Genomic DNA, 12,660 nt, shown 5'->3' with positions numbered 1-12,660 from the left:
CGCAGGCTCGGTGCTTCGCGGGTGACGCCATCGATGAGGAAGTCCGCACCGAACGCCGGATCGTTCATGCACGCCAGAACCGTGCCTTCGGGGCTGAGCAATTCCGGCAGTCGACGCAGCACGCGCTGGTAGTCCTTGGTCAGCAGAAAACTGCCTTTCTGAAAGGACGGTGGGTCGATGATCACCAGGTCGTAGGGGCCCTTGCCGATCACCTTGCCCCAGGATTTGAACAGGTCATGACCGAGGAACGTCACCTTGCTCAGGTCGTGGCCGTTGAGCCGGTGATTGTCGCGACCACGGCTCAGGGCCGGGCTGGACATGTCCAGATTGACCACGTGCGTCGCACCCCCTTCGATGGCCGCTACCGAGAATCCGCAGGTGTAGGCGAACAGATTCAGCACGCGCTTGCCTTGGGCATTGGCCCGCACCCAGTCGCGGCCGTAACGCATGTCGAGGAACAGGCCCGTGTTCTGTTTGCGGCCCAGGTCCACCCGGTAATGCAGGCCGCCCTCGGTGATCGTCATCTCGTCGATCGCGTCCCCCAACAGCCACTCGGTGGTGCTTTGCAGCAGGTAGCGATGTTGCAGCAAGAGTGTATGCGCGCCGGATTGCGTCCACGCAGGCGATTGCGTGACGTCCATCAGCCTCTGTTTCAACGCTTCCAGCTGCGACGCTTCGGGTTCCTTGAACAGCGACACCAGCACCACGCCCTGCAACCAGTCGACCGTCAATTGCTCCAGCCCCGGCCAGCACCGGCCCCGGCCGTGGAACAGTCGGCGGGTTTCTGCGGGGGCAGTTGCCAGGGCCGTCAGTAAATGGTCGTGGAGGGTGGAGAGGGCATCTGAGTTCATCGGGCAACGTCGGCAATTTGGAGGGGCGGCATTTTAAACACAATTGCGGCGCGAGGACCGTTGCAAGGCGCCGAGAGTTATCACGTTTAATTTAACTTTACGTGAGGATTTGGCGATCTGTCGGCTCGCATACTCGGCTCCAACGATCAACCGCCGGGAGCCCATCATGTCGCAGTTACCTGCTTCACCCACGGTCAGCAGCCATCCCCGCTGGCTACGGCTGACCCATTGGCTGAACGCCTTGGCGGTGCTGGTCATGGTCACCAGCGGTTGGCGAATCTATAACGCGTCTCCGCTTTATGACTTCAGTTTTCCCAAGGCAATCACGTTGGGTGGCTGGCTCGGAGGCGCGTTGCAATGGCATTTCGCTGCGATGTGGCTTCTGGCCGTCAACGGTCTTGTCTACCTGATCATCAACCTCGTCAGTGGTCGTCTGAAACGGCGCTTTTTCCCGGTCTCACCCAAAGGGGTTTTGCATGACCTGTGGGCGGCATTGCGGGGCCGATTGGGGCATGCCGATCTGAGTCATTACAACCAGGTGCAACGGGTGGCGTACCTGTTCGTGATGGTCGACATCACGCTGCTGGTGATTTCCGGGCTGGTGTTGTGGCAGTCCGTCCAGTTTCCTCTGTTGCGTGAGTTGCTCGGCGGTTACGAAGGCGCGCGGCACGTGCACTTCATCGCGATGTCGCTGTTGGTGGCCTTTGTCGCGGTTCATCTGGTGATGGTCGCGCTGGTTCCCAAAGCGTTGTGGGCCATGATTGTCGGTCGCAAGGAGGTCGTATGAAAAAGCGCATTCAAGGCTCAGGGCTGGACGAGTCGTCCATCCTGACGGATGCCAGGAAAATCATTGCCCCACAGATCGAGGACCGCTCACGACGCTCGTTCCTGATGCGCGGCCTGACCCTCGGCGGCGTGGCCATGTTGTCCGGCTGCAACCTCACTGACAACGAGAGCGTCGAAACCGCGTTGTCCTCCATGTCGCGGTTCAACGATCGGGTGCAGGGCTGGTTGTTCAACCCCAATACCCTGGCGCCGACCTATCCCGAGTCAATGATCACCCGGCCGTTTCCGTTCAATGCGTTTTACGGCATTGACGAGGCACCCGTCGTCGAGGAAACCGATTATCGACTGGAAGTGACCGGGCTGGTCGCGGACAAGCGAAGCTGGCGCCTGGAAGAACTGCGCGCCATGGCCCAGACCGAACAGATTACCCGGCACATTTGCGTCGAAGGCTGGAGCGCGATCGGGCGCTGGGGCGGCGTGCGGTTCAGCGACTTCCTGAAGCGGGTCGGTGCCGACACGGATGCCAAATATGTCGGCTTCAAATGCGCCGACGACTACTACACCAGCATCGACATGGCCACCGCGCTGCATTCGCAAACCTTGTTGACGCTGACCTATGACGGCGCGGTGCTGCCTCGCCAGTACGGCTTCCCGATGAAGCTGCGCATGCCCACCAAGCTGGGCTACAAGAATCCCAAACACATTCAGGCGATTTTCGTCACCAACACCTATCCGGGTGGCTACTGGGAAGACCAGGGCTACAACTGGTTCGGTGGCAGCTGATGGCGCCTGGCCACTTCACTGCGCAGCGCCCGCTGCGCTCATTCGCAACCTGTGCTTCGAGGAGTTTCATCATGAAAAAGTTAGCGACCACCGTACTTTCCATGTGCCTGGCGTTTGGCACCGCCAGCGTGTTTGCCGCCGATGCAACAACCAATAACGGCACGAGCAACGACAGCATGAGCAAGGATTCAATGTCTAAAGACGCCATGCACAAAGACACGATGAAAAAGGACGCCATGTCCAAGGATTCCATGAGCAAGGACGCGATGAAGAAAGACACCATGTCCAAGGACGGAATGAAGAAGGACGCGATGTCCAAGGACGCCATGAAAAAAGACGCTCCGTCGTACTGATCCCAACACCCTTCTTCGAGGCCAGACCCTGGTTTTTCGGCGCCCATACAGTGCTGTATGGACGCCCGATTTATCGCCCGGTTGTATCAAAAATGAATTTCCGCGAAGTCCGCTGCTCATACCTGATAGGTAGCGGATTTAAGCCCGCGAAATCATCTAGGCAATCAGGGAGTGGCACAGTCATGAGACCAGTATCGACGGCGGGCGATCATCTCCTTGGCGGGTTGATTCTTGTGGTTGAGGACGATCCGCTGATCCTGGAGTTTCTCTGCGAAATTCTTCAGGAGGAAGGCTTTGTGGTTGAACCGCAGACCAGCGCGGATGCCGCGTCGAAGTATCTGGATCAACACTCCGAAGGCGTCCGTCTATTGCTCACGGACATCACCATGCCGGGCAAACTCAATGGCGCGGACCTGGCCAATCTGTTTGGCGACCGCTGGCCCGACAAACCGATCATGATCATGTCCGGTTTCGAAACGCCTGAAAGCGCCGGGGTCAGGCATTCGGTGTCGTTCATCAAGAAACCGTGGGCGCTTGGGCAGTTGCTGGACTGTGTGGAAGGTGCCTTGAAGTCGAAACGTACCCTGTAGAACCTGCGGCACATCAGGCCACTACAACCTGGCACGATGCGCCTTGTGGCGGGCCTATACTTCAAGAGTCGGCACACTCGGTGCGACATGCAATCGTGTTTGATGTATGGGGTGACGCGTCGAGTGATCGTTCACGCAGGCCACGGCCTGCCTTCGTCGTAGGGAGGAGAAGATCATGGCGCGTAAATACATCGACTGCCGAGAGTTTCCAAGTGATGCCAAATGCTCGGTCGCTCTGTCCGCAGACTCTGAAAACGAACTGCTCGAGGCCGCCGCACAGCATGCGGTCAGTGTTCACAAGCACACCGACTCACCGGAACTGCGTGCTCAACTGAAGACGATGTTTCACGACGGTACCCCGCCTGTTGAAGCACCGCGTCCTGCTTAGTGAGGAGACCTCTGCAGGAGTTGCCGAAGGCTCGGGCCGCGTTCGGCAGCTCCTCGCAAATGCTACATTGCTCGGCGAACCCGCCTGGCACTTGCGAGAGGAAGCTCCCCTTGTCTGCTCAAGAATCTGTCTTCAATACCCCGTACCGCGCTTTTCTGTTTGATATGGATGGCACCGTCCTCAACTCCATCGCCGCTGCCGAGCGGATCTGGGCGGCCTGGGCCTTGCGCCACGGCGTCGATGTCGTCTCATTCTTGCCCACTATCCATGGCGTTCGCGCCATCGACACCATCAATCGTCTGGCGTTGCCCGGGGTGGATGCCGAGGTTGAAGCGGCGTTCATCACCGAGGCAGAAATCGAGGATGTCGAGGGGATCATCGAGGTGCCTGGCGCGGCGAATTTCCTGAAGTCGCTGCCCGCCAACCAGTGGGCGATCGTCACCTCGGCGCCGAAGGCATTGGCGCTGCGGCGGATATTCCAGAGCCTTTGGTGATGGTTACTGCCGAAGACGTCAGTGCCGGAAAGCCTGATCCCGCGGGCTATCGACTGGCGGCCAAGCGCTTGGGCGTTGAGCCGGCCGATTGTCTGATTTTTGAAGACGCCACCGTGGGCATTCTCGCCGCCGAGGCGGCGGGCGCAGGCCTTATCGTGGTGACTGCGACCCACGACCATCCGCTCCGGACCCCGCATGCCACGCTCGCCAGCTATGAGTCGGTCGGCAGCCGCGTGGAGGCAGATGATCTGCTGCGTCTTGAGCCGCGGGACCTTCAGTAAACCCCAGGAATCAACCGCCAACTGCGGGCGCAATAAGCCTCGTATTCGCTGCCGAACTGCGCCCTTAACAGCCCTTCTTCGGAGTGAATGCGGGCGATCAGCGGGATTAGCGTCACCGCGGCCAGCAACAGGCCAGCGCCGGAGCGAAAGGCCAGTGCCCAGCCCACTGCAGTGATCATCAGCCCCAGATAACTGGGGTTGCGCAAGGTGCGATAAATCCCGTCGGTGACCAGTGTGTGCCCCGGCTGAATCGCCACCAGTCCACTGAAACGCTTGCCCAGCACAAACACCGGCCACAGCCGCAGCGTGCCGCCGATGATGAACAGTAATGCCCCGAGCCAGCGCACACCTTCGCCACCAAAGGTCCAGAAATCGATCCGGTCGGTGTAGGCCGGCAGGTACCCGCTCAATAAACCGATCACCCCGAACGCCGGCAGCACCCAACGATTGGCCCGGTCTTCACGTTCACCGGAACTCAGGTTGACCTCAGTGAACAAGGACGCGATGGCCATCACCACAGTGGCAAACACAATGACTACCAGCGGTGCATGAGAGAAAAACGCCGAGAATCCGCCAAGCCCCCACACTGCGAGCCCAAGGTAGGCGAGGGTGGAAACAATGGCGAAAAACGCCAGTTTGGCCGAGATTTTCATCTGCACCTCCACAAACGGACCTGACACCGTTCATTGTAGGAGCTGCAGCAGGCTGCGATCTTTTGATCTTGAGCGGTATTGAGGACGGCCAAGATCAAAAGATCGTCCGAACGCGGCCCGAACCTTCGGCAGCTCCTACGTAGACGTGTCGGCCCTGGCATTACGCCGGATCACCTGCGGCGGCTGCCCGAACGCCCGAAGGAAGGCTTCGCGCATGCGTCGGCAGTCGCTGAAGCCGGATTCTTCGGCGATCTGATCGAGGGTCAGGCGCCCGCGTTCCAGCATCTGCCGCGCCGTTTCCAGGCGCAGGTTCTCGATGGCTTTGGCCGGTGATTGACCCGTTTCTGCCCGGAAGGCCCGGCTGAACTGCCGAGGGCTGAGGCGCGCGACGTCTGCCAGTTGCTCCACCGACAATGTCTCGGTGAGGTGTTCTCGCGCATAGCCAAGGACGGTTTGAATGCGGTCGGATTTCGCTTCCAGTTCCAGCAGCGCCGAGTGTTGCGACTGGCCGCCCGCGCGGCGGTGGTACATCACCAGTTTCTGCGCCACGGAACGGGCCAGTGCGGCGCCGTGATCCTTTTCCACCATGGCCAGCGCCAGGTCGATGCCGGCGGTCATCCCGGCGGAAGTCCAGATCGAACCGTCGACGACGTAGATGCGGTCTTCTTCCACTTTGATCGACGGAAACCGCGCTTGCAGCTCCCGTGCATAAGCCCAATGGGTGGTGGCGCGCCGTCCGTCGAGCAAACCGGCCTGGGCCAGGACGAACGCCCCGGAGCAGATCGACGCCGTGCGCCGTGCGGTTTTAACGTTTGCGCGCAGGTAGTTCAGTACGCCCTCGGGTGCCTGCGCGAGGATGGCATCGCCGCCCACCACAATCACCGTGTCGAACACCCGCTCACCAAAGGCCTCGGTGCCGACGCTCAGCCCACCGGAAGCGCGCAACGTGCGGCCGTCTTCGGACACCACGCTCACCTCATAAAGCGCTTCGCCAGCACTGAAATTGGCGTACTCGAACACCGGCATGGCCGCCAGCGCCATGGACTGGAACCCTTCAAACACTACAAATGCCACGGAAGTCATCGAGATGTCCTCAAAAGGTCATGTCCGAAAAACGTACTTTAAACGTCATTTGAGACGAGCGTTAGACCCTTTATAACGGTTCACACCCGGCGACGTTATCGCATCACTGTGAAGGAAATCGACATGGCCCTCTCATCCAAAGGCACCGCACTGATCACTGGCGCTTCTTCAGGCATCGGCGCGGTGTATGCCGACCGTCTGGCCCGGCAGGGTTACGACCTGATTCTGGTGGCCCGCAGCCAGGCAAAACTGAATGCCCTGGCCAACCACCTGAGTAACGAAACCGGCCGCGCCGTGGAAGTGGTCGCCGCTGATCTGAAAGACAAGGCCGACGTGCGGCGGGTCGAAGAAATTCTACGCTCCGACGCCAGTATCACCCTGTTGGTCAACAACGCCGGGGTCGGCGCCGTCATGCCGCTGCTCGGCAGCCCGGTGGATGACATGGAAGACATGATCACCCTCAACGTGACCGCTTTGATGCGCCTCGCTTACGCGGTGGTGCCCGGCTTCGTCGCTCGCGGCACAGGAACTGTGATCAATATTTCTTCGATCGTTGCCATCGCCCCGGAAATTCTCAACGGCGTGTATGGCGGGACCAAGGCGTTTGTCCTCGGCCTGAGCCAATCGATGCACCGCGAGCTGGCCGACAAAGGCATTCGTATCCAGGCCGTATTGCCCGGTGCCACCGCCACCGACTTCTGGAGTGAGGCCGGCAACCCGGTGGAAAACCTGCCGCAAGAGATCGTGATGTCTGCCCAGGACATGGTCGACGCCGCGCTGACGGGCCTGGCGCAAGGCGAAGTGGTGACCATCCCGGGCCTGCACCAAGGCGATCAGTGGGACGCCTACGAAGCCCAGCGTCAGACGCTTTCAGGTTTGTTCGGCAACTCCACCGCAGCACCGCGTTATCGCTGAAGCGGTAGCCGTCGGGCAGGGTGAACTAAGCTTGGATTAGGACCGTTCACCCTTAAGGAGCTCCACCATGCTTCACATCAGAACGCCCTTGATTCTGCATCCAGACCTGTCGACTCCATCCCGACGAATCTGGCTCAAGCTGGAAAATTTGCAACCCAGCGGCTCATTCAAACTTCGTGGCATAGGGCTCTTGTGCAGCCAGGCAGCGGAGCAAGGGAAACGCAAAGTGATCTGTCCTTCCGGCGGCAACGCCGGGTTCGCCACCGCCGTGGCTGCCGCCAGACTGGGATTGAAAGCCTGCATTGTGGTGCCGCACACCACGCCGGAAACCACCCGGGCACGGATCAGGAAAACCGGTGCCCAGGTGATCGTCTATGGCAAGGTCTGGGACGAAGCCAATCTACGGGCCAAAGAACTCGCGCGGGGCGCTGACACTGAATACGTGCCAGCCTTCGATCACCCGGTGCTGTGGGAAGGGCACAGCACGATGGTCGATGAAATCCTCGAGGATTGTCCTCAGGTCGATGCACTTGTGATGTCGGTAGGGGGCGGAGGTTTGCTGGCGGGGATTCTCACCGGATTGATCCGCCACAAGCGCATGGACTGCCGGATCATCGCGTGTGAAACCCAAGGTTCTGCGTCTTTTGCCGCCGCTGTCAGTGCCGGACATCCGGTCATATTTCCCCGGATCAATACGGTCGCCAGGTCGCTCGGCGCTACTCAGGTGGCCGCCTGGCCGGTGCAGCATATCGTCGATTTTCCCCACGAGTGCGTGGTGCTCAGCGATGACGAGGCGATCATGGGCGTGGTGCGTTACGCCAACGACCTGCGCCAGTTGGTCGAGCCGGCGTGTGGTATTTCGTTGGCGATTGGATACCTGGACCATCCGGCGATTGCCGAGGCCCATGATGTGGTGATTGTGGTGTGCGGCGGCGTGAGCATCAGCGCGCAATTGGTGGCGGGTTGGGCGCGATTATCCACCGGCGCCGAAGCAAGGTAGGGCTGCAAACGTTATCCGTGTGCTGCAGCCCCACCGCTATTTTTTCAGCCTTTATTGACCCGCAGCTACGCCTTCCTGGACGAGGATTGCTCTGGCCAGGTCTTCGTCGCTGGCGTTGAGGCCGGGATTTTCCTGACGAATCTGCTTTAAGTACGACTCCAGATAAACACCACGAATCGCGCCGCCACTGGCAACGAAGCTGGAGGCGTCATCTCGGGCCGGAATCACCCGTTTGTCATCCTTGAAGGTCGAGTACAGCGATGCGGAAACCCCAGCCGAGGTGGCGACATCTTTTGCATCTACATCGGCCATGGCTGAACCAACGGGCAAACAAAGCACTAGTGAAGAGATGATAATCAGACGGCGCATGACGGTGTCCTCTGAAAGCGTGAAGCAAAAAAGGAAGTACCACATCTGTAGGATGCGTGGCGGTCGCCAGGAGTTCCCTGCCGAAGCGTTATCAGTCCAACGCCTGCCTCTGAAAAAACTCAGCCCCTCGCCGCTCCCACAGGGTTCCTCTTTTACTGACAGATCCTGGATTTAGCCCCAATCCGCTACCGATAACGTTTGCAAACCCTTCCCCCGAGCCTGTGCGACCAGTTCTTCAGTGTCTTCACCGCCGGGCAGGGCGATGACCACGTCGGGGCGGCTGTCGTGCCGCATGAAGTGGTTGCGCAGGCGTTCGGCCAGTTTGCCGTGGCGTTGCCAGTTGGGCGGGTAGCGCACGATGTCGGCGCCGTGTTCTCGGGCCCATTCCTCGATGTCGGCGCCCAGGTATTGATTGCCGCCATGGATCAGCACCTGCACCGGGTGCAGGCGCTGGAAGGCGTCGAGCACGCGGCGGCATTGGTGGCTGTCGGCGTAATGGCGGCCGGCACAAATCAGGACGCGCATGGCGAGGCCTCCTTGGCCTGATCATCGCCCAACGGCTCACCCGCCCGTTCCAGCAGCGGATAGGCGAGGGCGGCGATGTGGTGGTGTACGCGACGATAGTCACGCAGCACGCGCTGAAAGATGTCGCCGGATTCAGCCCAGGTGTTTTTGTCCTCCTGCAGTTTGCGAAAGTGCTGACGGCTGGCGTCGGCTTCGAGTCGCCGGACGCTCTCCTTGCGGCTGATCAACTGGTGCGCGGTGGCAATGTCTTCGCGCAGGAACACGGTGATCGCCAGGCTCAGGCTTTCCAGCAGCGCCTCGTGCAACGGCGCAATGTTGCGCAACTCGAACACCGAAAAGTGTTCACCGCGGCGCAAGCGGCGCATGGCCAACTGCGTGAGGCTGCTGGAAAGAATGTCCGCGGCGTGTTCGAGGTTGATCACAAACGTGAGGATTTCCTGGGCGCGATCGGCATCGCTGTCGCTGATGCCTTCCTGGCCAATGTCCGCCAGATAGGCGCGAATCGCCGCGCTCAACAGGTCCGTGGATTGATCGATGCGCCGCACCTCCTCGGCACAGGCCGGCGCCGAGGTATGGAACAGCTGCAGCGTGCACTCAAGCATGGCCGAGAGCATGTCGGCGATGCGCAGGGCTTCGCGGGCGGCGTTGGACAGGCCGATGTTGGCCACCTCCAGCCCGGCTTCGTCGAGGTAGCGCGGCATGCCCGGATCGACATCCCGCGCCGGCTCCGGCAACAGGCGAGTCAGCAGTCTGGCCATGGGCTCGGTGAAACCGATGAACACCAGCGCCAGCAAAAGGTTGAAGCCGGTGTGCAGGTAAACCACCCGCGCCGCCGGATCGAGATTCAGCGATGCCAGCCACCCGGCCAAGGGCAACACCACCGCTGCGCCCAAGGCCCGCACCAGCAGATTGCCGAGGGGCAGGCGCCGGCCGACGTTCGAGCCGGCATTGATCACCGACGGTAACGCACCGCCAATGTTCACCCCGAGCACCAGCGCGACGATGGTCGTTGCCGAGAGCATTCCGGTGGCGGCCAGGGACACGATCAGCAGCACCACGGCCACGCTCGAATGGCAGAGCCAGGTAAGGATCAGCGCTACCAGCAGCGCTACCAGCAGCGCAATCAGCAGGTCGCCGTCGAGGCTTTGCATGATCAGCTGGAACACGGGCGTGCCTTCCACGTCGGCCAGTGTCGAGCCGAGCATATGCAGGGCCATCAGCATCAGCCCCAGGCCGATCAATGCACAGCCGACGCTCTCGAAACGCGAGTCATCCCGCAGCCGGAAGACGGTCAGGCCGGTCAGTAAAACGATGGGTGTAAGGATCGAAATGTCAGCGCTGAGCAGCTGCACCACCAGGGTCGAACCGATGTTGGCGCCGAACATCACCGCCAGCGCCGGGGCCAGGCCCAGAGTGCCGGCGGCGGTGAACGAGGTGGCCATCAGGCTGACGGCGGTGCTGCTTTGCAAGACGCCGGTGATGCCGATGCCCGCGAGCAGGGCCAGCCAGCGGTTGTTCAGATGCCGGCCCATCCAGTGGCGCAGTGGCGTGCCGAAGCCGCGCAACAGCGCCGAAGAAATCATATGCGTGCCCCACAGCAACAATGCAATGGCGCCCGCGAGGTTGATCAGTAGAGTCGTTCCCGACATGAGAACTCTCCTTTTTTAAGCGTGACATTTTACTGTGGGAGCGAGCTTGCTCGCGATGGCGGCTGTACATTCAACATTTGTGTTGGTTGAGAGTCCGCTATCGCGAGCAAGCTCGCTCCCACAGGGATTTGTGGTGATCAGGGCAATTGGGGTTGCCCGATCAAAACCACTGCTTGAACCGGCGGATGTAGATCGTCTTCATGGTCTGCGCCACCACGCAGTAGCTGAGCAAAGTACCCACCAGCCAAGGGAAGTATTCCCATGGCAACGGCACCAGGCCGACCAGCGCGCCCAGCGGCGAGAAGGGGATGTAGATACCCAGGCAGATCACTACACCGGTCGCGAGAATCACCGGCAATGCAGCCGTGCTCTGGAAGAACGGAATCTTCTGGGTGCGCAGCATGTGCACCACCAACGTCTGCGACAGCAATCCTTCGATGAACCAGCCAGACTGGAACAGGCTCTGCATTTCCACGCTGTTGGCGGCGAACACGTACCACATCAGGGCAAACGTGGTGATGTCGAAGATCGACGAGGTCGGCCCGATCCACAGCATGAAGCGACCAATGTTCTTCGCATCCCACTTGCGCGGTTTGCGCAGGAACTCTTTGTCCATCTTGTCCCACGGCAACGCCAGCTGAGAGATGTCGTACATGAGGTTTTGCAGCAGCAGGTGGATCGACAGCATCGGCAAAAATGGAATGAACGCACTGGCCACCAGCACTGAGAACACGTTGCCGAAATTGGAGCTGGCGGTCATGTTCAGGTACTTCATGATATTGCCGAAGGTTTCGCGGCCCTTGAGCACGCCTTCTTCGAGCACCATCAGGCTCTTTTCCAGGAGGATGATGTCCGCCGATTCCTTGGCGATGTCCGTGCCGCTGTCCACCGAGATCCCGACGTCGGCATCGCGTAGCGCCGGGGCGTCGTTGATGCCGTCGCCGAGGAAACCCACGGTGTGACCGTTGCCTTGCAGCGCCTTGAGCACCCGGGATTTTTGCAGCGGTGTCAGCTTGGCGAACACCGTGCGTTCTTCGACCCGCAGCTTGAGGGTGGTGTCGTCCATGTGCTCGATGTCTTGGCCGAGCAGCGGCGTGCCTGGATCGAGGCCGACTTCACGGCAGATCTTGCAGGTGACCACGGCGTTGTCGCCGGTCAGCACCTTGACCGTCACGCCCATGTCGCGCAGTGCGGCAATGGCCGGGCCGGCAGTTTCTTTTGGCGGATCGAGGAAGGTCAGGAAGCCGCGAATCACCAGGTCGCGCTCATCGGCGGTTTTGTACTGGTTTTTGCTTTGGGTTTTCGGGATTTCGCGGGTGGCAACCAGCAGTACCCTGAAACCGTCCTCGTTGTACTCGTTGGCCAGGGCCAGCAAGTCTTTGCGTCGCTGTGCATCCAGCGCGACCACCTGGCCGCTTTCATTGATGTGGCTGGCGATGCTGAGCATTTCCTCGACCGCGCCCTTGCACACCATCAGGTGATCGTCGCGGCTGTCCTTGACGATGATCGACAGGCGCCGACGGACGAAGTCGAACGGCAATTCGTCGACTTTGCTGTAGGCGAACGGCACACGGAACGTTGGATTAGCGTTGGCGAATTGCACCACGGCTTGGTCCATCAGATTCTTCAGACCACTCTGGTGATGGCTGTTGAGCCACGCCAGTTCGAGGATCGAATCGTCGCGCCGGCCGTGGCTGTCGATGTGGTGCTCGAGGATGATCTTGTCCTGGGTCAGGGTGCCAGTCTTGTCGGTGCACAGCACGTCCATCGAACCGAAGTTCTGGATCGCATTGAGGCGCTTGACCACCACTTTTCGCTTGGCCATAGCCATGGCGCCTTTGGCCAGGTTGGCGCTGACGATCATCGGCAGCATTTCCGGGGTCAGACCAACGGCAACGGCCAGGGCAAACAGGAACGCATCGCCCCAGTCACCCTTGGAG

At 60.5% G+C, this 12,660-nt stretch carries 14 protein-coding genes and 1 pseudogene; 8 read left to right on the top strand and 7 right to left on the bottom strand.

What is annotated here, in order from left to right:
- On the bottom strand, nt 1–851 hold an 851-nt coding region (locus tag WLY71_RS26285), incomplete at its 3' end, for a class I SAM-dependent methyltransferase (protein WP_347805869.1).
- Nucleotides 852–1,017: 166 nt separating this feature from the next.
- Between WLY71_RS26285 and WLY71_RS26280 the strand changes: the two genes are divergently transcribed.
- From WLY71_RS26280 to WLY71_RS26255, 6 genes and pseudogenes are all read left to right on the top strand, one after another.
- Entirely contained in the window at nt 1,018–1,638 is a 621-nt protein-coding gene (locus WLY71_RS26280) for a cytochrome b/b6 domain-containing protein (protein WP_347805868.1), read from the top strand.
- A complete protein-coding gene (locus WLY71_RS26275; RefSeq protein ID WP_347805867.1) occupies nt 1,635–2,420 on the top strand; it encodes a molybdopterin-dependent oxidoreductase in 786 nt (261 codons plus the stop codon). The genes WLY71_RS26280 and WLY71_RS26275 overlap by 4 nt, the downstream gene beginning before the upstream one ends.
- 71 nt (nt 2,421–2,491) lie before the next feature.
- A complete protein-coding gene (locus WLY71_RS26270) occupies nt 2,492–2,773 on the top strand; it encodes a pentapeptide MXKDX repeat protein (protein ID WP_347805866.1) in 282 nt (93 codons plus the stop codon).
- Nucleotides 2,774–2,955: 182 nt separating this feature from the next.
- Nucleotides 2,956–3,363, top strand: coding sequence for a response regulator (locus WLY71_RS26265; protein ID WP_347805865.1), 408 nt, complete (start codon nt 2,956–2,958; stop codon nt 3,361–3,363).
- A gap of 175 nt (nt 3,364–3,538) precedes the next feature.
- The gene (locus WLY71_RS26260) at nt 3,539–3,751 is read left to right on the top strand and encodes a DUF1059 domain-containing protein (protein ID WP_008156959.1); all 213 of its coding nucleotides are present in this window, start codon (nt 3,539–3,541) and stop codon (nt 3,749–3,751) included.
- A gap of 110 nt (nt 3,752–3,861) precedes the next feature.
- Nucleotides 3,862–4,526: pseudogene (locus WLY71_RS26255) on the top strand (HAD-IA family hydrolase).
- Here the strand turns inward: WLY71_RS26255 and WLY71_RS26250 are convergent.
- Both WLY71_RS26250 and WLY71_RS26245 read right to left on the bottom strand, forming a co-directional pair.
- The gene (locus tag WLY71_RS26250; RefSeq protein WP_347805864.1) at nt 4,520–5,179 is read right to left on the bottom strand and encodes a methyltransferase family protein; all 660 of its coding nucleotides are present in this window, start codon (nt 5,177–5,179) and stop codon (nt 4,520–4,522) included. The pseudogene WLY71_RS26255 and the gene WLY71_RS26250 overlap by 7 nt on opposite strands.
- A 135-nt stretch (nt 5,180–5,314) precedes the next feature.
- Nucleotides 5,315–6,262: a GlxA family transcriptional regulator gene (locus WLY71_RS26245; RefSeq protein WP_347805863.1), complete on the bottom strand. Its 948-nt coding sequence runs from the start codon at nt 6,260–6,262 to the stop codon at nt 5,315–5,317.
- Nucleotides 6,263–6,385: 123 nt separating this feature from the next.
- Between WLY71_RS26245 and WLY71_RS26240 the strand changes: the two genes are divergently transcribed.
- Nucleotides 6,386–7,177: an SDR family NAD(P)-dependent oxidoreductase gene (locus tag WLY71_RS26240; protein WP_282482603.1), complete on the top strand. Its 792-nt coding sequence runs from the start codon at nt 6,386–6,388 to the stop codon at nt 7,175–7,177.
- Nucleotides 7,178–7,244: 67 nt separating this feature from the next.
- A complete protein-coding gene (locus WLY71_RS26235; RefSeq protein WP_347805862.1) occupies nt 7,245–8,177 on the top strand; it encodes a pyridoxal-phosphate dependent enzyme in 933 nt (310 codons plus the stop codon).
- 51 nt (nt 8,178–8,228) lie between these two features.
- Here the strand turns inward: WLY71_RS26235 and WLY71_RS26230 are convergent, their stop codons facing one another.
- From WLY71_RS26230 to mgtA, 4 genes are all read right to left on the bottom strand, one after another.
- Complete coding sequence (locus WLY71_RS26230; RefSeq protein ID WP_223433471.1) at nt 8,229–8,546, bottom strand: DUF2388 domain-containing protein; 318 nt, start codon at nt 8,544–8,546, stop codon at nt 8,229–8,231.
- A 171-nt stretch (nt 8,547–8,717) separates the two neighbouring features.
- Nucleotides 8,718–9,071: an SLOG family protein gene (locus tag WLY71_RS26225; protein WP_347805861.1), complete on the bottom strand. Its 354-nt coding sequence runs from the start codon at nt 9,069–9,071 to the stop codon at nt 8,718–8,720.
- On the bottom strand, nt 9,059–10,720 hold the full coding sequence (locus WLY71_RS26220; protein ID WP_347805860.1) for a Na/Pi cotransporter family protein: 1,662 nt from the start codon (nt 10,718–10,720) through the stop codon (nt 9,059–9,061). Before WLY71_RS26220 ends, WLY71_RS26225 begins: the two co-directional genes overlap by 13 nt.
- 160 nt (nt 10,721–10,880) lie before the next feature.
- A partial coding sequence (mgtA, locus tag WLY71_RS26215; protein WP_347805859.1) for a magnesium-translocating P-type ATPase occupies nt 10,881–12,660 on the bottom strand: 1,780 nt, incomplete at its 5' end.

It is taken from the genome of Pseudomonas rossensis, from assembly GCF_039888995.1.
Taxonomy (GTDB): domain Bacteria; phylum Pseudomonadota; class Gammaproteobacteria; order Pseudomonadales; family Pseudomonadaceae; genus Aquipseudomonas; species Aquipseudomonas rossensis.
This window is presented reverse-complemented; position numbering and strand designations above follow the sequence as displayed.